The organism is Agromyces sp. NPDC052230, from assembly GCF_040679595.1.
Taxonomy (GTDB): Bacteria; Actinomycetota; Actinomycetes; order Actinomycetales; family Microbacteriaceae; genus Agromyces.
The window spans coordinates 696,444-720,444 of the sequence record NZ_JBFAVC010000001.1 but is presented as its reverse complement, the minus strand read 5'-3'; the positions used below and the strand labels follow the sequence as shown (position 1 = coordinate 720,444).

The following is a 24,001-nucleotide window of genomic DNA, read 5'->3' as shown; positions in this document are numbered from 1 at the left end:
GGAACTGACGAGCAGGCACGGCGACACGAGGACGGAGGTGAACGGTGAGCGATGAGGGACGCGTGCTCGCGGGGCGATACCGAGTGGGTGCGCTCATCGGTCGTGGCGGCATGTCCGACGTCCACGTGGGCACCGACAGCCGCCTCGGCCGCCAGGTGGCGATCAAGCTCCTGAAGCCGCAGCTCGCGACCGACCCCGCGTTCCGGATGCGCTTCCGCCAGGAGGCGCAGTCAGCCGCTCGCATGGCGCACCCGACGATCGTCCGCGTCTTCGACGCCGGCGAGGAGACCGTGGTCGACTCGTCGGGTCACGAGGTGCAGTTGCCCTTCATCGTCATGGAGTACGTCGAGGGCCGGCTCCTCAAGGACATCATCCACGAGGGTCCGATCGAGCCGATCGCCGCCGTCCGCGTCATCGACGGGGTGCTCACGGCGCTCGAGTACTCCCATCGTGCGGGTGTCGTGCATCGCGACATCAAGCCCGGCAACATCATGATCACCACCACCGGCCAGGTGAAGGTCATGGACTTCGGCATCGCCCGCGCAGTGTCCGACTCGGCGACCACCGTCGCGCAGACCACGGCGATCCTCGGAACCGCGTCGTATTTCTCGCCCGAACAGGCGAAGGGTGAGATCGTCGACGCGCGCACCGACCTCTACTCGACCGGCGTGGTGCTCTTCGAGATGCTCACCGGCCGGCCGCCGTTCCGCGGCGACACCCCAGTGGCCGTCGCCTACCAGCACGTGAGCGAGCGGCCCGTCAAGCCGAGCGTCATCAACCCGAAGGTCTCCCCGGCCCTCGACGCGGTCGTGATGCACGCCCTCACGAAGAACCGCGACGAGCGCTACCAGACGGCTGCCGAGTTCCGCGCCGACGTCGATGTCGCAGCCACCGGTCGGGTGCCGGCGCATCATCAGCCCGACGAGGCGACCCTCCTCTTCGGGGCTCCGACGGGGGCGCTCTCGACCTCGGAACTCGCGCTCCGACAGCTCACCGAAGACGAAACGGTGACGCGCACCCAGCGTCGGCCGCCCGCAGTCTGGATCTGGTCGGGCATCATCGGCGTCATCGTCATCGTCGTCGCGGTCATGTACTGGGCCTTCAACCTGCAGCCCACCGACGACCTGCCCTCGAACGCGCGCGAGATCCCCGCACTGACGGGCGCGACCTACGAGGAGGCCGTGCAGCAGCTCCAGGAGCTGGGCCTGCCCGCGAGCCGCATCGATGAATCGAGCGACACCGTGCCGGCCGGCCAGGTGATCCGCACCGACCCACCCGCGACGGAGATCGTCGACTCGGGCACGGCCGTGACCATCTGGGTCTCATCCGGGCGACAGGCGGTGACGGTACCCGACGTGCGCAACAAACCGCTCGAGCAGGCGAAAGCCGACCTGCAGGCGGTCGGGCTGGCGCCTGGAACCGAGACCCGGGAGAACTCCCCCTCGGTGCCCGCGGACACCGTGCTCGGAACGACGCCAGAGGGCGGAAGCTCCGTCGAGGCCGGCTCGACCGTCGACTTCCGGATCTCGAGTGGGATGGTGACGCTCACCGACCTCACCGGGCAGACGCTGTCTGCGGCGAGTTCCTACCTCTCGGCCGAGAACCTGCAGTTGAACCCGGTTCCGAAGCCCGACCCCTCGTGCAAGTCGCAGTCGGGCTCACCCGTGACGCAGCAGTCGCTGCCGCCCGGCGATGTACCGCAGCGGTCCACGATCGAACTCACCTACTGCGCCGGCTGACGCGTCGGCTGCCCCCGGCCGACGCTCCGTCAGCTCGGGCGCACCAGCGGGTTGAGGTGCAGGGCGCGCTCCCGCGCCTCGGGGAGCCCGGCCACGGCGAGCCAGTTGCCGAGCATCCGGTAGCCGCCCTCGGTGAGCACCGACTCGGGGTGGAACTGCACGCCGAAGATGGGGGCCGACTCGTGCCGGAGGCCCATGATGACCCCGCCCTGCGTGCGGCTCGTCACGATGAGCTCGGGTGGCACGGTGTCGTCGACGACGGCGAGCGAGTGGTAGCGGGTGGCCGTGAACGGCTGGGGCACGCCCCCGTAGAAGTCGCTGTCATCGTGCGTGATGCGCGACGTCTTGCCGTGCATGAGCTCATCGGCATTCGTCACCACCGCGCCGAACGCCTCCGCGATCGCCTGGTGTCCGAGGCAGACCCCGAGCACCGGCTGGCCCGTCGCAAGCGCGGCCTCGACCACCGGGATCGACACACCGGCATCCGACGGCTTGCCTGGACCGGGTGAGATGAGTACGGCGTCGTACTCGGCGATGCGCGCCGGCACGTCGTCGGGCGCGATCGCGTCGTTGCGCACGACCTCGGTTTCGGCGCCGAGCTCCTGCAGGTATCCGTTCAGCGTGTAGACGAAGCTGTCGTAATTGTCGATGACGAGGACTCTGGTCATTCACTCCACCGTGACTTCGATCGGATTGACGATGCCGTCCACCCAGGGGAACACCCACGTGAACAGGGCGAACACCACGGCCGCGGCGAGCAGCAGGAGCAGGAGGATCCGCAGCCATACGGGCCCGGGGAGCACCCGCCAGAGTGCAGCGTACATGTCAGGACTCCCAGGTTGCGACGACGTCGGCGATCTCGGCCGGCGGGCCGGCGGTGCTCGGTTGCCACGATTCGAGCACGCCGTACGCGATGATGCGTTCGGCCGTCGAGTACAGCGGGTTGCAGCTCGTGAGCGTGATGAGGCGATCGGTGGGCTGCAGGTCGGGATGGTGCGGCACCGGCGCGAGCACGTCGACGGTCTCGGGCGTCACGTACTCGAGGTCGCGGAACCGGTACGTGTACCAGCCATCGCGCGTCTGGATGTAGATGGCGTCACCGAGTCGCAGCTGCTCGATCTCGTGCATGCCGCCGCCGTAGGCGCTGCGATGCGACGCGATCGCGAAGTTGCCCACCTCGCCGGGCATCTGCGTCTCGGGGTAATGCCCCACCCCGAGCGCGTTGCTGTTGAGCACGCCGAGCCCGATGCCCTCGGCGATGCGCCGTTGGGAATCATCCCCGAAGCGCGGCACGTACATGATGGCGAACGGATCACCGTCGGGGAATGCGGCGGCCACGACGGGGTCGCCGTAGTCCTGGACGACGGGCGCCTGCTCGTCGGTGCCGTCGGCGACGCCGCCGTCGGTGCGGTCGGCGCGTGCCTCTTCGAGCCACTCCGCGCTGAGGTCGGATGCCGCGCTCGACTGCTGTCCAGCCAGGATCGCGTCGTTCCACCACAGCTGCCAGCCGAGGAACAGCAGGATGAGCACGCCCGCCGTGACCAGCAGCTCACCGAGCACGCCGACGACGCTGAGGCGCCGGCGTCCGCCCCCGCGGCGCGCGCGAGGCTGCTCGAGCTGCTCGTCGGCCATAGCAGCGATTCTATTCCCGCCCGATCCGAAGCCGGCTGGGAGTCCCCGGCCCACTCGGCTAGAATCGCCCGCATGGCACGTACGAAATCCACGAAGCCCGCGCGCGCAGAACAGGTGAGCGGCGAAGACGCCCCGAACCCCGTCTGGTTCAAGCCGGTGATGTTCGGGTTCATGCTCGTCGGCCTGGCCTGGATCATCGTCTTCTACGTGAGCCAGGGTCGGCTGCCCGTCGCCGACCTCGGCTCGTGGAACATCCTCATCGGCTTCGGCATCGCGTTCGTCGGCTTCCTCATGACGACACGCTGGCGCTGACCCGACGTATTCCGAACGCTGGGCGGGTGCTGCGGCATCCGCCCACCGTCATGTTCTCCACAGGTCATACACACGGCTGCCCCCCGCTGTCCCCCGAGTTGGCGTCAATTACAGGCGTGTAACTCTCCCCAACTGTGGACGGAGTTGTGGATAACTCCGTTTCCGCCGAGGAGCGGGAGCGAGCGCAGCGGCAGGCGCGCAGAACGAAGAGCGCAGCGGCAGCGGCTCAGACGATCGGGAAGACGAAGTAGCGCAGGCTCAGCACGACGAGCACGGCAACGAGGGCGACAAGGAGCCACACCTGCAGCGCCTGCTGCGAGCGCTTGCGGGTCTCAACGGAGATCAGCCCGATGAGTGCTCCGGCCACCAAGCCCCCGAGGTGGGCCTGCCAGGCGATGTTGAGGCCGGGGATGAACCCGATCACGAGGTTGATGCCGAGCAGGATGAACAGCTGCGTGCTCTGCCCCCCGAGGCGCCGTTGGATCACGAGGAACGCACCCATGAGGCCGAAGACGGCACCGGATGCTCCGACCACGGCCGTGCGCGGGTCGCCGAGCCAGAGCACGCCGACCGATCCGGCGAACCCGGCGATGAGATAGAGCGCGAGGAAGCGCCACCGGCCGAGTAGGCCCTCGAGCAGCTGGCCGAAGATCCACAGGATGTACATGTTCAGCAGCACGTGGAAGAGCAGCTGCGTCGAGTGCACGAACACCGACGTCAACATGCGCCACGGCTCGTAATTGAACGGCAGCGAGTAGACGCCCGCGTAGAGCAGTCGGTCGGTGAGCGCGAGCCCGGGAACCAACTGCAGCAGGAACACGGCGAGCGTGATGCCGATGAGCGCATACGTCACCACCGGCGCCCCGCGTCCGGCCGCCGAGCGCATGCGGGTGACGATCGCGGGCTTCGTGCGCGGCGCCGACGCCCTCTGCTCGCGCATGCACTCGGGGCAGATCACTCCGACCGGGGCCGGCGTCTGGCACTCGGGGCAGATCGTGCGGCCGCACCTCTGGCAGAGGATGTAGCTCGGCCGATCGGGGTGGCGGTAGCAGGAGCCAGGGCGATCGGCGTCGGCGTCGGCGTCGCTCAACGGGGTGTCAGGCCTGCTCGACGGTGACGCTCTCGATCACGACGTCCTCGAGGGGGCGGTCGCGGCCGTCGGTCGGCACGGCGGCGATCTTGTCGACGACCGCCTGGCTCGCGGCATCCGTCACCTTGCCGAAGATGCTGTGCTTGCCCTGCAGCCACGTGGTCGGACCGACGGTGATGAAGAACTGCGAGCCGTTGGTGCCGCGGCCACCCTGGATGCCGGCGTTCGCCATCGCGAGCACGTAGGGCTCGGTGAAGTCGAGCTCGGGGTTGATCTCGTCGTCGAACTGGTAGCCCGGGCCGCCGACGCCCTGACCGAGCGGGTCGCCGCCCTGGATCATGAAGCCGGGGATGATGCGGTGGAAGACCACGCCGTCGTAGAGCGGCTTCGTCGACTTCTCACCCGTGCCGGGGTGCGTCCACTCGATCTCACCCGTCGCGAGGCCGACGAAGTTCTTGACGGTCTTCGGTGCGTGGTGCCCGTAGAGGTCGACCTTGATCGGTCCGTGGTTGGTGTTGAGGGTCGCGACTGCGGTGTGGATCGGCATGCCCTTATTCTGTCACGCACGGATTCGTCAACCGGCATGCAGGTTTGGGACTCCCGCCCCGCTTCCAGCCGTTTCGGTGGCAAGATGGAGGGGTTCGCTGCACAACGATGGAGGTCGAGATGAGTCTGTCACGCAAGCGCCGGAAGGAACTCAAGCGGCTGCGCAGTAGTGCGGAGGAACTCTGGGGGGATCAGCAGCACGTGCTCGCCGAGGCGAACGCGGTCGCGCGGGAGGCGAGCCGAGCACTCGGCAACCTCACTCGTGAGGAGTTCGTTCCGCGCGTGCGCAACAGCTACGACAGCTACCTGCGTCCCGGCGTCGATCAGGCGCGGGGTGCGATCGAACGCACGGTTGGGGGCGCGCTCGGGTCGGTGCTCTCGATCGGCGACATCGCGAATGACGCACGAGTCCGCAGGGCGCTGGCGCGCGTGTCGCCGCGGGCGGCTGCGATCGTGGAGCAGAAGCGGGGTCCCGGTGTGGGCACCTACCTCGCGATCGGCACGGCCGTCGTCGTGGCGGCAGGCGTCGCGTATGCCGTGTGGCAGACGTTCCGGGCCGACGACGAGCTCTGGGTCGCCGACGACGAGCCCACGCCGACCGCCGCACCGTCGGCCGCACCTCCGGCCTGACGCCGGCGCTCCCGCAGTTCTCGCGATGGCTCCGCCCTACTGGGCGGGGCCATCGTCGTAGGTGCGCCCGATCCCGCCGATCCGAAGAAATCTGAGAAATCACCTTGCGTTGGCAGCGAGATTCCCGCTAATGTCTTGTCTCGTCCCTGTCGGGGCCGAGACACGAGAGGAGTTGATACCCATGATGACGCGCCGAATCTTTACTGAGCCGCACCAGGGAGTCCTCCTCGCGTACGCGGCCGCCTGCTAGCGGGCCTCGACCTCTCGCGCCTTCGCGCCTGACGTCACTCCGCCCGCTCGGGGCGTGACACCAGCGGCTCCCGCCGCGACATCCGCCGATCTCGTCACTTCGACTGAGTCGACCCGCGGATGCCTCGCCGGCACCGGACCCACCGCCACGCACCCGGCCTCGCCCCAGCGGCGCCTTTGCGCGCCTCGCAGCCTCCCCCGCGCACGCTCGCGCTGATTCGTCCGAGCGCACGCTTCCGGCACCACCGCACCATCACGGATCGCCCGCCCGTCGGCAACCGTCGTCGGGCATCACCCCGCAACACCCACAGAAGGAATCAACGTGAACGCGAACCCCCTCACCGCCGGTGCGACCCGCCAGGGTCAGACCGTCGAACTCAGCACCCAGGCACGCCAACTGCGCCAACGCATGGCACGCCGCGCCGGCCTGGCCCTGCTCGCCTGGAGCAACCGTCAGGACGAGCGCCGCAGTCACAGCGCGGTGCAGCTCAGTCGGCAGGCCGAGCAGGCCGGGACCCGGGCGCGAGACGACCAGTTCCAGAGGCTGGCCGTGCTCGCCTCGCCGATGGTCTGACGACCATGGGCACCAACCTCACCGAGCCCCCGCGGCTCGCGACTCCGTCTCGTGATGGAGATCACTGCCGCGGGGGCTTCGGCCGTGCACGGCGATGGCGAGAGCGCACCGGCCTGAGCGCCGCTGCGTTGTCGCTGTCGCCGTGCGCCGTCTCGTCCCGTGCGATGCCCCTCAGTGCGTCGGGGGCGGCACGCCGTCGGCCGGCTCCTCGGCGTTGAGCCGGAGCGCGATGTCGAGCAGGCTCACGCGCTGCAGCTCCGGCACCTGTGCGAGTGGGTACCAACGGGCCTCGTCGCTCGACCCGCCGATCTCGTTGCGGAGTTCGCCGCCCGTGACCGTCGCGCGATACACGATGCGCATCGCGTAGAGCGGCGAGTCGCCCCGGTGCCGCCGTGCCGCCGGCACGATCAAGGTGTCGATGCCGAGGAGACGATCGATGGACGCGTCGTAGCCGGTCTCCTCGAGGATCTCCCGCTTCGCCGCCTGCACCGGATGCTCCGCTCCGTCTATCCCACCGCCCGGAAGCGTCCACCCCATGCGGCCATGCTCGTTCCAGTGCGACAACAGGATCTCGCCGTTCCGGATGATCACCCCGTACGCGGCGATGCGGATGTCCATCACGTCACTGTACCCCGGAGCCCGTTCCGGCCTGACGCGCGGCGCCGACCGGGCTCGCGTGGGGTTCGACCTCAGGCGTGCTCGGGATGGACGGAGACGTGGATCGCCGACCCGTCGCCGGCGTCGCCGGCGAGGGTGTCGATCGCGAGCCCGACCTCGTCGAGGCCGAACGTGTGCGTGTGCAGCTTCTCCAACGGGAAGCGCCCGGCCTCGATCAGGGCGATCGCCTTCTCGTTCGCGGCGGCGTCGACGCCGAACGCGCCCTTCACCGTGAGCCCGCGGTTGATCAGCAGGTCGGTCACGAGCGGGATCTCCCGGCGCCCCTTGAGCCCGGCCAGCACGACGACACCGCCGTGACGCACCGACTTGAATGCGTCCGTGATCGGCTGCGCCGCCATCGGCGTGACCTCGAGGGCCACGTCGGCCATCCTCCCGTCGGTGATCTCGGTGACCGCCTCGACGACGTCGCGCGCCTCATCCCCGTCGACGACGACGGTGTGGTCAGCGCCGAGTTCGCGCGCCACCGCCAACTTGTGGCGGTCGCGCTCGAGGCCGGTGATGATCACGGTCTTCGCGCCTGCAGCCTTGGCGGCGATCACCGCGCCGATGCCGCGCTGCCCGGCACCGAGCACGACGAGCGTGTCGCCCAGGCCGACGCCGCCGAGGTCGACCGCCCAGCGCACGCCCGCCCCGATCGGGTTGTACATCGCCGCGATCTCGACCGGCAGGGTCTTGTCGATCTTGTGCAGCACCGTCGTGGGCGACAGGTACATGTACTCGGCGAAGCCACCCCACAGCGACGGTGCCACGTCGATGCCGGTCACTCCGTGCCCATAGGTGCGGAACCGGCAGGCCTGGTACCGCCCGGTGAGGCAGTCCACGCACGCACGGCACGGGACGATGACCTCGACGGCGACACGGTCGCCGACCTGCACGCCCCATCGCTCTGCCGCCCGCTCTCCCAACTCCTCGATGATGCCGAGCGGCTCGTGCCCGGGGATGAACGGGTCGCGCTCTCCGCCGAGGTGTCCGCGGTAGATCTCGACGTCGCTGCCGCAGATGCCGTTCGCCTCCACGCGCAGCAACGCGGCATCCGGTCCGATCTCGGGCCGACGGAATTCGCGCATCTCGATCGTTCGCGGTCCGGTCTGCACGGCAGCGCGCACCATGTGCGTCATGTCGTCGTCTCCTTTGATCGGCGTTGAGCCGAGAGGTCGGCTCGGGCCCACCTACGACCTCTGCTCCTCCATTGCCTCAGTGAATGATCCCGGCGTTCCAGGTATCAGACCAGCCCGCGTTCTGCGGCACGGAAGACGACGGAGAGCCCCAGCGACCGCTTCTCGGCGGGCCGGTTGACGGCGCCCGCGGGTACTGGCCGCCACGTAGAACTCCCGGCCACTGCCGGGGGTGTTGTGATCGCGTCACATATGTCGCGACTCATCGGAGTGGAGCCTAGGAGAATCGAACTCCTGACATCCTGCTTGCAAAGCAGGCGCTCTACCAACTGAGCTAAGGCCCCGCAGACGGAGGCCGCGGCATCCGTCGGTGTGGAATTTTCGGAGTGGGGATACGAGGACTTGAACCTCGGACCTCTTCGTTATCAGCGAAGCGCTCTAACCGCCTGAGCTATATCCCCGAATTCGGCCGAAGGACAGACTACCCGACCGTGGGGCAATCTCCGAATCGGGCCGAACGCCGTCGCGAGGCGCTTGTCAGTTGTTCGTGAAGCCGACGAGCAGGCCGCCCGTGATCTTCACGCTGAGGTTGTAGAGCACCGCCACGATCGCGCCGAGCGCGGTCGTCACGACCAGGTTGAGGAGCGCCGCGACGACCGCGAAGCCCATCACGTTGCCGAGCGAGAGCACCGACGTGAGGTCGCCGCTCGAGCCCGCGACGTCTTGCACGAGCGAGTTGACCTGCTCGAAGATGCCGGTCGAGCTCAGCACCGTGTGCACGAGGAACGTGACGACGATGCTGATCACCGCCAGGGCGACCGCGACGAGGAACGACAGCTTCACCGCCGACCAGAAGTCGATGTAGACCAGGCGCAGGCGCACCTGCTTCGCCGGAGGTCGGCGGTTGGTCTTGCGGGCCAGTTTCTCGGCGACGCTACTCATAGACGGTTACTCCTCTCCCGCGGGCTCGGCCGCTTCGTTATCTGCGGCCTCCTCCACGAGATTCCGTTCGGAATTCTTCGCGATGGCGATGATCCGGTCGTCGTCCGCGAACTTCGCGAACACGACGCCCATCGTGTCCCTGCCCTTGGCCGGAACCTCGGCGACGTCAGAGCGTACCACCTTGCCGCTGGCAAGAACCACAAGCACCTCGTCGCCGCTCGAGACGATGAGCGAGCCCGCGAGGTCGCCGCGATCCTCGCTCAGCTTGGCCACCTTGATGCCGAGTCCGCCGCGCTGCTGCTTGCGGTACTCCTCGACGCGGGTGCGCTTGGCGTAGCCCCCCTCGGTCACGACGAACACGTACGTGTCGGCCGCGCTGAGCTTCTGGCCGTTGTTCTCGTCGGCTGCGTCGGCGAGTTCGCCGGCCTCGCCGGGGGCATCCGAGCGGGCGACGACGGATGCCTCGAGCAGGCTGTCTCCGCCGCGGAAGCTCATGCCCTTCACACCCGACGTCGAACGCCCCATCGGGCGCAGCGCGTCATCCGTCGCCTCGAACCGGAGCGACATGCCCTTGCGGGAGACGAGGAGGATCTCGTCGTCGTCATCGGCCAGCATCGCGGAGACGAGCTCGTCGCCGTCGCGGAGGTTGATCGCGATGACCCCGCGTGATCGGTTCGTGTCGTACGCCGTGAGCTCGGTCTTCTTGATGAGGCCGTGACGGGTCGCGAGCACCAGGTACTGCGCGACCTCGTAATCCCGGATGTCGAGGATCTCGGCGATCTGCTCGTCGGGCTGCATCTCGAGGAGGTTGGCGACGTGCTGCCCCTTGGCGTCGCGGCCGCCCTCCTGGATCTCGTATGCCTTGGCGCGGTAGACGCGGCCCATGTTCGTGAAGAAGAGCAGCCAGTGGTGCGTCGTCGTCACGAAGAAGTGCTCGACGACGTCGTCGGCGCGCAACTGGGCTCCGCGCACGCCCTTGCCGCCGCGGTGCTGCGAGCGGTAGTTGTTGCTGCGGGTGCGCTTCACGTAGCCGCCGCGCGTGACGGTGACGACCATCTCCTCTTCGGGAATGAGGTCCTCGACCGACATGTCGCCGTCGTAGCCGGGCATGATGTGCGTGCGGCGCTCGTCGCCGTACTTCGCGACGATCTCGGCGAGCTCATCGGAGATGATCGAGCGCTGCCGGGTCGGCGAGGCGATGATCTCGCGGTATTCGGCGATCTCGGCGGCCAGCCTGTCGGCCTCGTCGATGATCTTCTGGCGCTCGAGCGCGGCAAGACGGCGAAGCTGCAGCTCGAGGATCGCGCGCGCCTGCAGCTCATCGATGTCGAGGAGGTCGATGAGGCCGTCGCGCGCCTCTTCGACGGTCGGCGAGCGACGGATGAGGGCGATGACGTCGTCGAGTGCGTCGAGTGCCTTCAGGTAGCCGCGCAGGATGTGCATGCGCGCCTCGGCCTCGCGGAGGAGGAACTCGGTACGCCGAACGATCACCTCGACCTGGTGGTCGACCCAGTGCGCGATGAAGCCGTCGATCGAGAGCGTGCGCGGCACGCCGTCGACGATGGCGAGCATGTTGGCGCCGAAGTTCTCCTGCAACTGCGTGTGCTTGTACAGGTTGTTCAGCACGACCTTGGCGACCGCGTCACGCTTGAGCACGATCACGAGGCGCTGGCCGGTGCGACCCGAGGTCTCGTCGCGGATGTCGGCGATGCCGCCGATCTTGCCGTCCTTCACGAGGTCGGCGATCTTGATCGCGAGGTTGTCGGGGTTCACCTGATACGGCAGCTCGGTGACTACAAGGCAGGTGCGACCCTGCAGCTCCTCGACCGAGACCACGGCGCGCATCGTGATGGAACCGCGTCCGGTGCGGTACGCGTCGTTGATGCCCTTCACGCCGAGGATCTGGGCGCCGGTCGGGAAGTCGGGGCCCTTGATGCGCTGGATCAGCGCCTCCTGGAGCTCCTCGCGCGAGGCCTCGGGGTGCTCGAGGTACCACTGCGCACCGGATGCCACTTCACGGAGGTTGTGCGGCGGGATGTTCGTCGCCATGCCCACGGCGATGCCGACGGAGCCATTGACGAGCAGGTTCGGGAACCGCGACGGCAGGATCGACGGCTCCTGGGTGTGGCCGTCGTAGTTGTCCTGGAAGTCGACGGTCTCCTTGTCGATGTCGCGCACCATCTCGAGGGCGAGTGGCGCCATCTTGGTCTCGGTGTACCGAGGGGCCGCGGCGCCGTCGTTGCCGGGCGAGCCGAAGTTGCCCTGGCCGAGGGCCAGCGGGTAGCGGAGGCTCCACGGCTGCACCAGGCGCACGAGCGCGTCGTAGATCGCGGTGTCGCCATGCGGGTGGTACTGGCCCATCACGTCGCCGACCACGCGGGCGCACTTCGAGAACGCCTTGTCGGGACGGTAGCCGCCGTCGTACATGGCGTAGATGACGCGGCGGTGCACCGGCTTGAGGCCGTCGCGCACGTCGGGAAGCGCTCGGCCGACGATGACGCTCATCGCGTAGTCGAGGTACGAGCGCTGCATCTCGAGCTGCAGGTCGACCTGGTCGATGCGGCCGTGGATGCCGTAGCCCTCGCCGCTGTCGTCGGCTCCGGGGTTGATCACATCAGATGTCAAGGAAACGCACGTCCTTCGCGTTCTTCTGGATGAAGTTGCGGCGGCTCTCGACGTCTTCGCCCATCAGGGTCGAGAAGATCTCGTCGGCCGCGGCCGCGTCCTCCATGGTGACCTGCAGGAGTGTTCGGGTCTCGGGATTCATCGTGGTCTCCCAGAGCTCCTGGTGGTTCATCTCACCGAGGCCCTTGTAGCGCTGGATGCCGTTGTCCTTCGGGATGCGCCATCCCTTCGCCGTGCCGTCGCCCACGAGCAGGTCGCGCTCCTTGTCGGAGTACACGAACTGGTGCTCGGCGTTCGACCACTTGATGCGGTAGAGCGGCGGCTGCGCGAGGTACACATAGCCCATCTCGATGAGGGGCCGCATGTAGCGGAACAGGAGCGTCAGCAGCAGGGTCGTGATGTGCTGGCCGTCGACATCGGCGTCGGCCATGAGCACGATCTTGTGGTACCTGGCCTTCTCGGCGTTGAAGTCCTCACCGATGCCGGCGCCGAACGCCGTGATCATCGCCTGCACCTCGTTGTTGGCGAGCGCGCGGTCGAGACGAGCCTTCTCGACGTTCAGGATCTTGCCGCGCAGCGGCAGGATCGCCTGCGTCTCAGGATTCCGGCCCTGCACGGCCGAGCCGCCGGCCGAGTCGCCCTCGACGATGAAGATCTCGGAGACCGACGGGTCCTTCGACGAGCAGTCCTTCAGCTTGCCGGGCATGCCGCCCGATTCGAGCAGTCCCTTGCGGCGGGTGGCCTCGCGCGCCTTGCGGGCGGCCAGTCGGGCCGTCGCCGCCTGGATCGCCTTGCGGATGATGTCGCGGGCCGGGCCGGGGTTGCGCTCGAACCAGTCGCCGAGCTGGTCGCCGGTGACCTTCTGCACGAACGACTTCGCCTCGGTGTTGCCGAGCTTCGTCTTGGTCTGGCCCTCGAACTGCGGCTCGCCGAGCTTCACCGAGATGACCGCGGTGAGACCCTCGCGCACGTCCTCGCCGGAGAGGTTGTCATCCTTCTCCTTGAGGATGCCCTTCTCCCGCGCGTAGCGGTTGATGAGTGTCGTCAGCGCCGCCCGGAAGCCCTCCTCGTGCGTGCCGCCCTCGTGCGTGTTGATGGTGTTCGCGTAGGTGTGCACCGACTCGGTGTACCCGGTCGTCCACTGCATCGCGACCTCGAGCGCGATCTTGCGCTCGGTGTCCTCGGACTCGAACGAGATGACCTCCTCGTTCACGAAGTCGGTCTTCTTCGAGCGGTTGAGGTATTCGACGTAGTCGACGAGGCCGCGCTCGTAGAGGAAGGTGTCGGAACGCGGGTGGATGGTGATCGCGCCGGTGGTCGGCGTATCTTCGGGGTCGATCTCCTCCTTCCCGGCGCGCTGGTCGGTGAGCGTGATGCGCAGGCCCTTGTTGAGGAACGCGTACTGCTGGAACCGGGTGCGGAGCGTCTCGTAGTCGAACTCCACGGACTCGAAGATGTCAGGGCTCGGCCAGAAGGTGATCGTCGTGCCGGTCTCATCGGAGGCTCCGCCCTTCGCGAGCGGCGCGTCGGGCACGCCCACCGTGAACGACTGCGTCCACACGGAGCCCTGGCGACGCACCTCGACGTCGAGGCGCGAGGACAACGCGTTGACGACGGATGACCCGACGCCGTGCAATCCGCCCGACACCGCGTAGCCTCCGCCGCCGAACTTGCCGCCCGCGTGCAGCACCGTGAGCACGACCTCCACCGTGGATCGGCCCTCGGTCTTGTGGATGTCGACCGGGATGCCGCGGCCGTCGTCGACCACACGGACGCCGCCGTCGGGAAGGATCGTCACGTCGATGGTGGTCGCGTAGCCTGCGAGCGCCTCGTCGACCGAGTTGTCCACGATCTCGTACACGAGGTGGTGCAGGCCGCGGGGGCCGGTGGAACCGATGTACATGCCGGGCCGCTTGCGTACCGCTTCGAGGCCCTCGAGTACCTGGATGTCATCAGCGCCGTATGCCGGCTTCTGCTGGGCCTTCGTGGGTTCGGCTGTCATGTGTGAATCGGGCTCCTGACCGTCATTCTGTCGACCCTTGATCCTATCAAACGGAGGCTCCGCCTCCGGCCGGAAGCGCCGATCTGAGGCGATGACACAGGGGGAGTGACCGAATTTGCCGTCTCAGCCGTAAGTATCGCGCGGACCCCGCCCTGGAACCGATCTGGGGCCCCTTTTCCAGGTGGGGGCATCCGGCCCCTGGAAGCGGATGGTCTCGATGCCCGCGTCGGGGCTCCGATCGAGGATGCGCGTGACGAGTTCCGTGCGCATCAGTCGCAACTGGGTCGCCCACGCCGTGGACTCGCAGCGCACCTGCAGCACGCCGTTCTCGATCGCGATCGCCTCCGAGTGCTTCGCGATCTCCTCCCCCGCGACGTCGGCCCACGACGCGAGCAGCTCGTGCTGCGAGAGCGGTGCCGTCCAGCCGAGTTGGGTCGTGAGTCCGTCGATCGCGTCGCCGAGCGGCTTCGGGTCCCGTCCTGGGGTGAACGGCTCGCTTCCGGATGCCTCGCGCACGCGGCCGCGGGCCCGCCCGGGGCGCGGGCGGGTATCGCCGAAGATCTCCCGGAAGTGCTGGTACACGCGAGACGCCTCAGACATCGGTGGTCTCGCTCTCGACGATGCGCCCGGCCTCGATGTGCACGATGCGGGCGGTCAGCGGCTCGGGCACATCCTCGAGCACTGCCGCCGTGACGAGCACCTGCTCGAAGTCGCCGATCGCGGTGGCGAGGCGTTCCCGTCGCTGGCGGTCGAGTTCGGCGAACACGTCGTCGAGCACGAGAACCGGATCGCCCGTCGACGAATCGCGCCGGAGGAGCTCGGCGGAGGCGAGCCGCAGCGCGAGGGCGAACGACCACGACTCGCCGTGGCTGGCATACCCCTTCGCCGGCAGGTCGTTGAGCAGCAGCACCACGTCGTCGCGGTGGGGGCCGACCAGGGTGACGCCCCGTTCGAGCTCCTTCGGACGCAGTCGGCGAACCGCCTCGGCGAACCGGGCCCGTGTCCCCGTCGGTCGATCATCCGACGTCTCGGAGGGTTCGCCCGCGGTGGTCGAGGAGCCGCGAAGCGGCGCATCGAGACCCTCCGCATCGACATCACCCCCATCGACCGACAGCAGGGGCCGGAGCTCGGGCCGATGGTCCGCGTGCACGATCGAGCGGTACGAGGCAGCGAGCGGAGCCCCGAGCTCGTCGATGAGCGCCACTCGCTGGTCGATGATCTCCGACCCGAACTCGACGAGGCGTTCGTCCCAGATCTCGAGGGTCGGCATCCTGGCGGCGGCCAGACCTCGGGCGCGGGCGCTCTTCAGGAGCGAGTTGCGCTGCTTCAGCACGCGCTCGTAGTCGGCCATCACGCCGGCCAGCCGCGGGGTGCGCTGGATGAGCAGCTCATCGAGCAGGCGCCGCCTGACCGACGGTTCGCCGCGCACGATGGCCAGGTCTTCGGGTGCGAAGAGCACACTGTGCGCGTAGCGCGGGAGCTCGCGGGTCTTCACGAGGGAGCGGTTCAGTTGCGCGCGATTGGCTCCCTGCCGGTTCAGTTGCAGTTCGACGAGGAGCTCGCGGTCGCCGTGCGCCAGGAGCGCTCGGATGATCGCGGCATCCGCGCCCGCCCGGATCAATGCCTGATCGCCCGCGACCCGGTGCGAACCCAGCGTGGACAGGTACCCGATCGCCTCGACGAGGTTGGTCTTGCCCTGCCCGTTGCGGCCGACCAGGACGGTCGCGCCCGGGCCCAACTCGAGTTCTGCGCGCTCGTAGTTGCGGTAGTCCGTGAGGGAGAGGCGGGCGACGTGCACGCTGGACTCCCTTCGATCACGCGGCATCCGGGATCATCCACGCTACCGCGCACCGCCGACGGCGACGCCGATGGCCCGACCGCGAGTCAGCGCAGCAGCAGGTTCGGTTGCAGCAGGTACCGGTACGTGTCGGCGCCGGCCTGTTCACGCGACGACTGGCTCGTGATGAGCACGGGCCCCGGCTTGTTGGGGTTCTCGGTCTTGGTGAACGAGATGCGCACGAACTCGGAGTGCACGGCGCCGAGTCCGTCGAGCAGGAACTGCGGCTTCAGCGAGACGACCGTGTCGTCGCCCGTGAGGATCGCGTCGATCGACTCCGACGCCTGCGCCTGCTCGCTGCCGATGGCCTCGAGCGTCAGTCCGTCGGCCGTGAAGGTGAAGCGCAGCGCGGCTTCGCGCTCGAGCACCAGCGACACGCGGCGGGTCGCCTCGATGAGGTCGGCGGTGTTCATGACCGCGTAGTTCTCGACGTTGTCGGGGAAGAGGCGGCGCACGGGCGGGAAGTTGCCCTTGATGAGGAGCGACGTGACCGTCTTCTTGTCGGCGCTGAACGCGATGAGCTCGCGGTCGTCGCGGCTCGTGATCGACACCGAGATGGTGCCCGAGTGACCGAAGGTCTTGCCGACCTCCTGCAGGGTGCGGGCCGGCACGAGGGCGGTGAGCGACTCGTCGGTGGCCACGTTGCCGCCGTCCCAGTCGATCTCGCGCACGGCGACCCGATAGCGGTCGGTCGCGACGAGGCCCAGGTGGTGCTCGCGCACCTCGAGCTGGACGCCGGTGATGACGGGGGTGACGTCGTCGCGGGACGCCGCGACTGCGACCTGCGCGACCGCCGCGGCGAACTCCTCGGCCGGAACGAGGCCCGACTCACCGGAGATCTCGGGAATCGACGGATACTCCTCGACCGGCATCGAGAGGAGTGTGAAGTTCGACGAACCGCAGGTGACGGAGATCCGGGCATCCTCGGTGGACACGCGCACGGGGGCGTTGGGGAGACGGCCCGCGATCTCTGCGAGGAGGCGGCCCGAGACGAGGACCGTGCCGGGCTCCTCGACGTCGGCCTGGATCTCGGTCTGCGACGAGACCTCGTAGTCGAAGGAGGACAGGACCAGGCCGTCGGCGTTCGCCTGGATCAGGATGCCCGAGAGGATCGGCAGGGTCGTGCGCTGTGGCAACAGCTTCACGGCGAAGGAAACGGCCTCACTGAAGACGTCGCGATTGACCTGGAACTTCACGGTTCTCCCGTCGTGGATGGCGCAGTCGTGGGTTCCCATGCTATCCGCAGGCTCAACGCGGTGGAGGGTGATTCCGAGCGACGGCCGCTCCTGATGGTGCGCCGACTCGATTGTTGTCGGGGGCCCTTGGTTAACCAGATGTCTCTTAACGGTGTTAACCGCTGTGGAAACTGTGGATGGTGTGCTGGGATCCCCGGAATGACGCCCGAGACGGGGCATCCGATCTGTGCACAGTGTGTGGGCTTCGCAGCGGATGCCGCATACCGAAGCCGAGGCTCGCAGCAAGTTGTGCACAGGGTGCGGCATTGTCTCAACAGTGTTGACGGCGTTGCTCGTTAACAATCCACAAGTTGTCCACAGCTGTGGGATTCGCCGTCAGCGGGCCGCACGGCGCGCCGGAGGGCGTGTTCGTGCAGCGCTCGAGCCGCTTCTGCGTGTCGACGTGGCCGGCCGACGCGAGGTGCGGTCGCGGCATCCGCTCAGCGGTAGCGGCTCGTCTGCTTGATCCGCGCGGTGAGCTCGGTGACCTGGTTGTAGATCGACCGGCGTTCCTTCATCAACTCGGAGATCTTCTTGTTCGCGTACATCACGGTGGTGTGGTCGCGGTTGCCGAAGAGCTGCCCGATCTTCGGCAGCGAGAGGTTCGTGAGCTCGCGACACAGATACATGGCGATCTGGCGTGCGGTGGCGACCGCCTGCGAGCGGCTCGAGCCGTAGAGGTCTTCGACGGTGAGCTTGAAGTACTCGGCCGTCGCCGTGATGATGTCGACCGGCGCGACGACGTTGTCGGAGTCGTCGGTGATGAGGTCCTTCAGCACGGTCTGCACGAGCGGCATGTCGACGGGGGTTCGGTTCAGGCTGGCGAAGGCCGTCACGCGGATGAGGGTGCCCTCGAGCTCGCGGATGTTGCTCGAGACCTTCGAGGCCATGTACTCCAAGATGTCGTCGGGCACCTGCAGCCGCTCGGACTGCGCCTTCTTGCGAAGGATCGCGATGCGCGTCTCCAGGTCGGGCGCCTGGACGTCGGTGATGAGGCCCCACTCGAATCGGCTGCGCATGCGGTCCTCGAAGCCCGTCAGGTGCTTGGGCGGCACGTCGCTCGTGATGACGACCTGCTTGTTGTGGTCGTGCAGGGTGTTGAAGGTGTGGAAGAACGCTTCCTGCGTCTCCGCCTTGCCCTGCAGGAACTGGATGTCGTCGATGAGAAGGATGTCGATGTTGCGATACCGCTGTTGGAACAGCGAGCCCCGGTTGTTCGCGATCGAGTTGATGAAGTCGTTCGTGAACTCCTCGGAACTCACATAGCGCACCCGGATACCGGGGTACAGGCTCAGGGCGTAATGGCCGATGGCGTGCAGCAGGTGCGTCTTGCCGAGGCCCGAGTCGCCGTAGATGAAGAGGGGGTTGTACGCCTTCGCGGGTGCTTCGGCGACGGCGACCGCCGCTGCGTGCGCGAACCGGTTCGACTGTCCGATGACGAAGCTGTCGAACGAGTACTTCGGGTTGAGGCGGGCGTCGCGCGGACGATCGGGGCTCGTGTTCTCGAATACGGATTGCGGGGAGGCCGGGAACTCCACGGCGTTCGGATAGCCACCGGATTGGGCGGATTGGGCGGATTGGGCGGACTGCGGCTCGGCTGCGCGTGTCTCCTCGAGGTCGGGATTCACGACGACGTAGAAGGAGGTCACGGCGGCCGGGGCTTCGATGGCGCTCATCGCCGAGAGCAGGGAGACTCGCATGCGCTGGTTGAGCATGCTCGCCGTGAAGTCGTTGGGCACTTCCAGGTAGAACGTGCCGGCCGCGATTCCCTTCGGTTCGACGAGGTTGAGGAACCCCTGGAGCATCGGCGTGATGGCCTCGTCATCCGACAGCCGGCCGAGGACGGTCGCCCACGTCTCCGAGATGGGTTGCTCTGTCATCGTTCCCCGCAATCGCTCAGGTGTGTCGTGTGCCGCTCATCGATCCCCCGATCGACGCAGCAAGCGGCGCGAGACGAAGTGTTCACAGCGTTATCCACGGCCTGTTGGCAGTTCGGGAAGATGCCCGAGATTCCGCGCGCGAGGCTGGGGATAACTGGACTCACACGGTAGCGAATGTCGACCCCCGGGACAAATGCTCGGGGAGGGATTCGACGCCACGGGCGTGTCGGTCCACAGGTGATGCGAAGGCACGCGAGATACTGTCGTGTTTGCGCTACGTTCGGCGCGAGGTCCGCCTGGTTTGACCGCAGGACTTCGAGGCCGTAGTTTTAATAGGTTGACCCCAGCCCTATGGGCACCCAGTTTTCCCGCCGGCGCATCCATCGCACCCTCGGCGCGGAGATCCGAAAGCCGGAGAAGAAGAATGAGCAAGCGTACCTTCCAGCCGAACAACCGTCGTCGCGCCAAGAAGCACGGCTTCCGCCTTCGCATGCGCACCCGCGCCGGCCGTGCCATCCTGTCGGCACGCCGGTCCAAGGGTCGCACCGAACTCTCCGCCTAGTCGCTCGGTGCTCGCCAAAGCCAATCGCATCACGAGCGCCGACGACTACCGAGTCATCGTGCGCCGAGGTGCGAAGGTCGCCGGTGCCCACACCGTGAGCTATGTGCGCTCGCGGGAGTCGGGCGCCGACGCACGCTTCGGCTTCATCGTCTCCAAGAAGGTCGGCGGCGCCGTGCGCCGCAACCTGGTGCGTCGTCGCCTCAAGGCGGCCTGCCACGAAGCGCTCGCCGGCGGCATCCGTGGCGTCGACGTCGTCGTTCGCGCCCTGCCCGGTGCGGTCGAGGCCGAGTGGCCGGTGCTCCGCGCCGAGGTGCTCGACGCGCTGAATCGACGCGCGCCGAAGGCCGCGGCCGCGCGTGTCGTGTCGAGCGTGTCGGGCAGTTCGACTGCGTCGGGCGCGTCGGGCGCATCGAGGGGCGCCTGAGATGCGCAACCTCGTCTTCTTCCTGCTGCTCATCCCCCGCAACTTCGGCGTGCTGCTGCTGCGTGGGTATCGCGCAGTCATCTCCCCGCTGTACGGCGATGTCTGCCGGTACTACCCGTCTTGTTCCGCCTACGGTCTCGGTTCGGTACAGCAACACGGACTCGTCGTGGGCTCGGCGTTCACCGCTTGGCGCATCCTGCGGTGCAACCCGTGGGCGGCCGGCGGCATCGACGAGGTGCGCCCGGCGCGACACGGTCGATACGCCGTCACCACGTTCGGCTGGGTCGTGCCTTCGGGCATGTTCCCCAAGGCCGAAGCGGATGCTGCGGCCGCACGTCTCGCGCACGAGCGCGCCCACGATCTGGTCGACACCGCTCCGACGACCTCCTCCCCCACCCTGTCCCGAAAGGACTGACCCGCACCCATGGACTTCATCGGTCTGATCCTCTGGCCCATCAAATGGGTCATCGAGCTGATCCTCGTCTCGTTCCACTCCATGTGGACGTTCTTCGGACTCGACGGCGCCTCGGGCGTCACCTGGGTGCTCTCCATCGTCGGCCTCGTCATCGTGGTGCGTGCCGCGCTGATCCCGATCTTCGTGCGCCAGATCAAGAGCCAGCGACGCATGCTGGAGGTCGCGCCGCAGCTGAAGAAGATCCAGGACAAGTACAAGGGCAAGAAGGACCAGTTCTCTCGCGAGGCCATGTCGCGCGAGACGATGGAGCTGTACAAGCGAACGGGCACGAACCCCCTGTCTTCGTGCCTTCCCCTGCTGCTGCAGATGCCGATCTTCTTCGGCCTCTTCTCGGTGCTCAACGACGCGTCGGTCCGCGACCAGGCGGGCGTCGGCCTCCTCAACGAGGACCTGGCTCACTCGTTCGCCAGTGCGGTCTTCCTCGGTGCGCCCCTGAACTCGACGTTCATCAACGCGATGAATGCCGGCGGCCCCTGGCAGGTCATGGTCGTCGCGGCCGTGATGATCGTGCTCATGACCGCCTCGCAGTTCATCACGCAGCTGCAGATCGTGTCGAAGAACATGTCGCCCGAGACCAAGGCGAGCCCCATGTTCCGTCAGCAGCGCATCCTCCTGTACCTGCTTCCCCTCGTGTTCGCCTTCTCCGGCGTGGCGTTCCCGCTCGGTGTGATGTTCTACTGGCTGGTCTCGAACTTCTGGACCATGGGCCAGCAGTTCATCGTGATCCGCAATATGCCGACGCCCGGCAGTGAAGCGGCACGTGCCCGCGAGGCGCGCTTGGCCAAGAAGGGCAAGCTCGTCGTCGAGGACAAGCAGGACAGCGCCGTCGCTGTCGAAGAACCCAAGAAGACCCAGCGCCAGCAGCCCATCGGCAAGTCGCGTGCGAAGAAGCAGAGCGGGAAGTAACCCATGACGAACGTGCACCACGACGAGGACCGCTCGGTCGCTCAGCTCGAAGAGGAAGGCGACATCGCCGCGGACTACATCGAGGAACTCCTCGACATCTGCGACCTCGACGGCGACATCGACATCGATGCGCGCAATGGCCGCGCCTACTTGTCGGTCAATGCCGGCGAGGGCGCGAACATCAACGTGCTGTCGAAGCCCGACACGGTGAGCGCCCTTCAGGAGCTCACCAGGCTCGCAGTGCAGACGAAGACGGGTGCGTTCTCGCGTCTCATCCTGGACATCGGCGGTTCACGCGACGCGCGACGCGACGAGCTCGCTTCGCTCGTTGCGCGGGCGGTCGAACGCATCGAGACCGGCGCCGCAGAGGCCGCGCTCCCGCCGATGTCATCGTACGAGCGCAAGCTCGTGCACGACTTGGTCAGTGAGCACGGCTTCCACTCGGAGTCCCGAGGCGAAGGCGCCGAGCGCCACACGGTGATCACCCGCGGTGCCTGACGTTTCACGTGAAACAATGACGGATCAACTCGAGGCCGAGCCGCCCGTCGCCGCGCAGATCTTCGGCGAGCACCTCGAACGGGGCCGCCAGTTCACGGAGGCCTTGGCACGCCATGGCGAGGAACTGGGCCTCATCGGCCCGCTCGAGTTGCCTCGATTGTGGACGCGCCACATCCTCAACAGTGCGCTGGTCGCGCCGCTGCTGCGCCCAGGCAGAGTGGGCGACATCGGTTCGGGAGCTGGCCTGCCTGGCCTGGTGCTCGCGATCTTGCGACCGGATGTCTCGTTCACGCTCATCGAGCCGATGGAGCGTCGAGTTGCCTGGCTCGAACGTCAAGTCTTGGAGCTCGAGCTCGCCAATGTCGACGTCGTTCGCGCCCGTGCGGAGGACGCCAAGCTGAAGGGCGCGATGGATCAGGTGACCGCCCGCGCGGTCAGTGCGCTGCGCACCCTCATTCCCATCAGCGCGCCACTCGTTCGTGCCGGCGGCGAGCTCGTGCTTATGAAGGGCGCCGGTGTGGACGCCGAAGTCGCTGCTGCTGAGAAGGCCGTCCGCAAGTACCGGCTGCACAACGTCGAAGTGCTGCTGCTCGGTGAAGGCATCGTCGACGACGTCACCCGCGTGTTCCGCGCGACGGTCGACTGACTCTCTGCCTCCGGCGAGGCGCCTCGATACGATCGCGCACGTGCCGGTGTGGGTGTGGTCTCTTGCCGGTTCACGCTGCGCGGGACTCAGTGCGAGCTTCGGCCAAGCCGATCTGCGTACGTGGATTCCGCCAGCCACGCACTGACAACGACGGCTTGCTTGCGGTCTCCAGCACGCGTTGAGACGAGGGCATGGGCGCTGCGACCGTCGGCTTCTTCGGAGCTCGTTTACGGCCGCAGTCCCGCCCCCCCGGTCGGGGCGAGGTGCGATCCGCCGCCGTCGGCCACCTTGCTGCGACGTGGTCACCCGTGTGAGGCCTCATCGTGCGTGGCGGACCGTGCGTATCATCCGTGTTGCCCCGGAGGGATCCGCCGGCCTCGCCGCGCCCGGGTCGGCCCGCAGGGTTCGTTGCGAGGGAGCCAGTCGACCGCCTCACGGCACGGAGTCGGTTCACGGACTCACTTCGAGCACCCCAGCGGACCCCGACGACTTCCTCGCTTCCATTCTGAGAGGCGGTGTCATTGAGGGCCTCGCAGATACGCCCACTCTTGGAAGCCCCACGCCCAGGCCCAAGCCCCACGCCCAAGCCCCAAGCCCCAAGCCCCAAGCCCAAGCCCCAAGCCCCAAGCCCCAAGCCCAAGCCCACGCCCACGCCCACGCCCACGCCCACGCCCAAGCCTCTTGCCTAACCCAAGCGCCGGGCCGCCGCGTGCTGGGCTGTTTCACGTGAAACACCACGGTCCCCGTCAGACCACTGGAGCGTGATGCACACTGCCGCCGGCGGTGGACCCTTCCTCTTTGTGGGCTGCGCCGGGACCCCGGTTCATCCGCAGGTGCACCAGCGAGATCCGATCACCCCGGCCGGACCGTGGGAGTGAGTGCATCGTGTCGTTTGGATGTCGATCTACGCCCCGACATCGAGCAGTGGGTGAAACCCGGTCGTATTGAAACCCGGTCGTTTCACGTGAAACATCATCGGCGGCTTCAGGGTTCTGGAGCTCGCGGGCGCATGGGTCGATATGGCGCGCTCGAGTGTTTGGTCACCTCTCGGACCTCCGCGTCTTCGAGCCCTCAGTCGAAACCGCGTGACGCCCGCTCGTTTCTCGTGATACATCATCCGTGCCCGGCCCCGAGGTCGAGCGACGGATTCACCTTCTCCGGTCGAGGCCGGTGTGTTCCCACCTTCCAGGTGACCGGGGTCGTCCGCTCCCGGAGGCCGGCCGCAGCTCGCGCGTCGAGAGCCCCCATTCGCGCACCGCCGGGGCCCAAAGGTCACGATCATGCGCTCGAACTTCATCAGTCGGGGCGCGAGTGGCCACCCGAACCGGCGAACCCCTCGCGACACAAGGTCCGCACTGGCGATGCACCGGAGAGTCCGGAGTATGAGTGTCGGCGACCGATCAC

At 67.5% G+C, this 24,001-nt stretch carries 24 protein-coding genes, 2 tRNA genes and 1 pseudogene; 11 read left to right on the top strand and 16 right to left on the bottom strand.

Going from position 1 to position 24,001, the window contains the following annotated elements:
- The first annotated feature begins 44 nt into the window (after positions 1 to 44).
- Positions 45 to 1,739: a Stk1 family PASTA domain-containing Ser/Thr kinase gene (pknB, locus tag AB0K73_RS03585; protein WP_360510569.1), complete on the top strand. Its 1,695-nt coding sequence runs from the start codon at positions 45 to 47 to the stop codon at positions 1,737 to 1,739.
- Positions 1,740 to 1,768: 29 nt separating this feature from the next.
- On the opposite strand, the gene AB0K73_RS03580 is transcribed toward pknB, so the two are convergent.
- Genes AB0K73_RS03580 through AB0K73_RS03570 form a run of 3 tightly spaced genes read right to left on the bottom strand, consistent with a single transcriptional unit; the run spans position 1,769 to position 3,371 of the window.
- Entirely contained in the window at positions 1,769 to 2,407 is a 639-nt protein-coding gene (locus AB0K73_RS03580; protein WP_360510570.1) for a gamma-glutamyl-gamma-aminobutyrate hydrolase family protein, read from the bottom strand.
- A complete protein-coding gene (locus AB0K73_RS03575) occupies positions 2,408 to 2,563 on the bottom strand; it encodes a hypothetical protein (RefSeq protein ID WP_360510571.1) in 156 nt (51 codons plus the stop codon).
- Between the two features lies 1 nt (position 2,564).
- Positions 2,565 to 3,371 carry a class E sortase gene (locus AB0K73_RS03570; RefSeq protein WP_360510572.1) on the bottom strand — a complete coding sequence of 269 codons (807 nt, stop codon included), beginning with the start codon at positions 3,369 to 3,371 and terminating at the stop codon, positions 2,565 to 2,567.
- Positions 3,372 to 3,443: 72 nt separating this feature from the next.
- Here AB0K73_RS03570 and AB0K73_RS03565 point away from each other — a divergent pair, with 72 nt between their 5' ends.
- Positions 3,444 to 3,683 (top strand): cell division protein CrgA, encoded by a 240-nt coding sequence (locus tag AB0K73_RS03565; RefSeq protein ID WP_188743132.1) that lies wholly within the window; start codon positions 3,444 to 3,446, stop codon positions 3,681 to 3,683.
- A gap of 226 nt (positions 3,684 to 3,909) precedes the next feature.
- On the opposite strand, the gene AB0K73_RS03560 is transcribed toward AB0K73_RS03565, so the two are convergent.
- Positions 3,910 to 4,536, bottom strand: coding sequence for a rhomboid family intramembrane serine protease (locus AB0K73_RS03560; protein WP_360510573.1), 627 nt, complete (start codon positions 4,534 to 4,536; stop codon positions 3,910 to 3,912).
- Here AB0K73_RS03560 and AB0K73_RS03555 point away from each other — a divergent pair.
- Positions 4,520 to 4,708, top strand: a complete 189-nt coding sequence (locus AB0K73_RS03555) for a hypothetical protein (RefSeq protein ID WP_360510574.1) — start codon at positions 4,520 to 4,522, stop codon at positions 4,706 to 4,708. The genes AB0K73_RS03560 and AB0K73_RS03555 overlap by 17 nt on opposite strands.
- Positions 4,709 to 4,780: 72 nt before the next feature.
- Here the strand turns inward: AB0K73_RS03555 and AB0K73_RS03550 are convergent, their stop codons facing one another.
- Positions 4,781 to 5,320, bottom strand: a complete 540-nt coding sequence (locus AB0K73_RS03550) for a peptidylprolyl isomerase (RefSeq protein WP_360510575.1) — start codon at positions 5,318 to 5,320, stop codon at positions 4,781 to 4,783.
- Positions 5,321 to 5,439: 119 nt separating this feature from the next.
- On the opposite strand from AB0K73_RS03550, the gene AB0K73_RS03545 reads away from it, so the two are divergent.
- Both AB0K73_RS03545 and AB0K73_RS03540 read left to right on the top strand, forming a co-directional pair.
- Positions 5,440 to 5,949: a DNA helicase gene (locus AB0K73_RS03545; protein WP_360510576.1), complete on the top strand. Its 510-nt coding sequence runs from the start codon at positions 5,440 to 5,442 to the stop codon at positions 5,947 to 5,949.
- Between the two features lie 571 nt (positions 5,950 to 6,520).
- On the top strand, positions 6,521 to 6,772 hold the full coding sequence (locus AB0K73_RS03540; RefSeq protein ID WP_360510577.1) for a hypothetical protein: 252 nt from the start codon (positions 6,521 to 6,523) through the stop codon (positions 6,770 to 6,772).
- A gap of 171 nt (positions 6,773 to 6,943) precedes the next feature.
- Here the strand turns inward: AB0K73_RS03540 and AB0K73_RS03535 are convergent, their stop codons facing one another.
- The 11 genes from AB0K73_RS03535 to dnaA all read right to left on the bottom strand — a co-directional run bounded on the left by AB0K73_RS03535 (position 6,944) and on the right by dnaA (position 19,086).
- Positions 6,944 to 7,390 (bottom strand): NUDIX hydrolase, encoded by a 447-nt coding sequence (locus AB0K73_RS03535; protein ID WP_360510578.1) that lies wholly within the window; start codon positions 7,388 to 7,390, stop codon positions 6,944 to 6,946.
- Between the two features lie 71 nt (positions 7,391 to 7,461).
- Positions 7,462 to 8,568, bottom strand: coding sequence for an alcohol dehydrogenase catalytic domain-containing protein (locus AB0K73_RS03530; protein WP_360510579.1), 1,107 nt, complete (start codon positions 8,566 to 8,568; stop codon positions 7,462 to 7,464).
- 268 nt (positions 8,569 to 8,836) lie between these two features.
- Positions 8,837 to 8,909, bottom strand: a tRNA-Ala gene (locus tag AB0K73_RS03525).
- A gap of 43 nt (positions 8,910 to 8,952) precedes the next feature.
- A tRNA-Ile gene (locus AB0K73_RS03520) sits at positions 8,953 to 9,026 on the bottom strand.
- A 76-nt stretch (positions 9,027 to 9,102) separates the two neighbouring features.
- Entirely contained in the window at positions 9,103 to 9,507 is a 405-nt protein-coding gene (locus AB0K73_RS03515) for a DUF3566 domain-containing protein (RefSeq protein ID WP_360510580.1), read from the bottom strand.
- A 6-nt stretch (positions 9,508 to 9,513) separates the two neighbouring features.
- Complete coding sequence (gene gyrA / locus AB0K73_RS03510; protein ID WP_360511265.1) at positions 9,514 to 12,120, bottom strand: DNA gyrase subunit A; 2,607 nt, start codon at positions 12,118 to 12,120, stop codon at positions 9,514 to 9,516.
- Between the two features lies 1 nt (position 12,121).
- A complete protein-coding gene (gyrB, locus tag AB0K73_RS03505) occupies positions 12,122 to 14,134 on the bottom strand; it encodes a DNA topoisomerase (ATP-hydrolyzing) subunit B (protein WP_360510581.1) in 2,013 nt (670 codons plus the stop codon).
- A gap of 123 nt (positions 14,135 to 14,257) precedes the next feature.
- Positions 14,258 to 14,734: a DciA family protein gene (locus AB0K73_RS03500; protein ID WP_360510582.1), complete on the bottom strand. Its 477-nt coding sequence runs from the start codon at positions 14,732 to 14,734 to the stop codon at positions 14,258 to 14,260.
- Positions 14,727 to 15,932 (bottom strand): DNA replication/repair protein RecF, encoded by a 1,206-nt coding sequence (recF, locus tag AB0K73_RS03495; RefSeq protein ID WP_360511267.1) that lies wholly within the window; start codon positions 15,930 to 15,932, stop codon positions 14,727 to 14,729. Before recF ends, AB0K73_RS03500 begins: the two co-directional genes overlap by 8 nt.
- Before the next feature lie 86 nt (positions 15,933 to 16,018).
- Complete coding sequence (dnaN, locus tag AB0K73_RS03490; RefSeq protein WP_360511269.1) at positions 16,019 to 17,167, bottom strand: DNA polymerase III subunit beta; 1,149 nt, start codon at positions 17,165 to 17,167, stop codon at positions 16,019 to 16,021.
- A gap of 479 nt (positions 17,168 to 17,646) precedes the next feature.
- On the bottom strand, positions 17,647 to 19,086 hold the full coding sequence (gene dnaA / locus AB0K73_RS03485; RefSeq protein ID WP_360510583.1) for a chromosomal replication initiator protein DnaA: 1,440 nt from the start codon (positions 19,084 to 19,086) through the stop codon (positions 17,647 to 17,649).
- A gap of 424 nt (positions 19,087 to 19,510) precedes the next feature.
- On the opposite strand from dnaA, the gene rpmH reads away from it, so the two are divergent.
- The 6 genes and pseudogenes from rpmH to rsmG all read left to right on the top strand — a co-directional run bounded on the left by rpmH (position 19,511) and on the right by rsmG (position 22,597).
- Positions 19,511 to 19,648, top strand: a complete 138-nt coding sequence (gene rpmH, locus AB0K73_RS03480) for a 50S ribosomal protein L34 (RefSeq protein ID WP_055854070.1) — start codon at positions 19,511 to 19,513, stop codon at positions 19,646 to 19,648.
- A 7-nt stretch (positions 19,649 to 19,655) separates the two neighbouring features.
- Positions 19,656 to 20,072, top strand: coding sequence for a ribonuclease P protein component (gene rnpA, locus AB0K73_RS03475; RefSeq protein ID WP_360510584.1), 417 nt, complete (start codon positions 19,656 to 19,658; stop codon positions 20,070 to 20,072).
- A 1-nt stretch (position 20,073) separates the two neighbouring features.
- Positions 20,074 to 20,367 (top strand): annotated as a pseudogene (gene yidD, locus AB0K73_RS03470) (membrane protein insertion efficiency factor YidD); the annotation flags it as partial.
- 129 nt (positions 20,368 to 20,496) lie between these two features.
- Complete coding sequence (gene yidC / locus AB0K73_RS03465; protein ID WP_360510585.1) at positions 20,497 to 21,453, top strand: membrane protein insertase YidC; 957 nt, start codon at positions 20,497 to 20,499, stop codon at positions 21,451 to 21,453.
- Between the two features lie 3 nt (positions 21,454 to 21,456).
- A complete protein-coding gene (locus AB0K73_RS03460; RefSeq protein ID WP_360510586.1) occupies positions 21,457 to 21,951 on the top strand; it encodes a R3H domain-containing nucleic acid-binding protein in 495 nt (164 codons plus the stop codon).
- A 16-nt stretch (positions 21,952 to 21,967) separates the two neighbouring features.
- Positions 21,968 to 22,597, top strand: a complete 630-nt coding sequence (gene rsmG, locus AB0K73_RS03455) for a 16S rRNA (guanine(527)-N(7))-methyltransferase RsmG (protein WP_360510587.1) — start codon at positions 21,968 to 21,970, stop codon at positions 22,595 to 22,597.
- Positions 22,598 to 24,001: the final 1,404 nt, after the last annotated feature.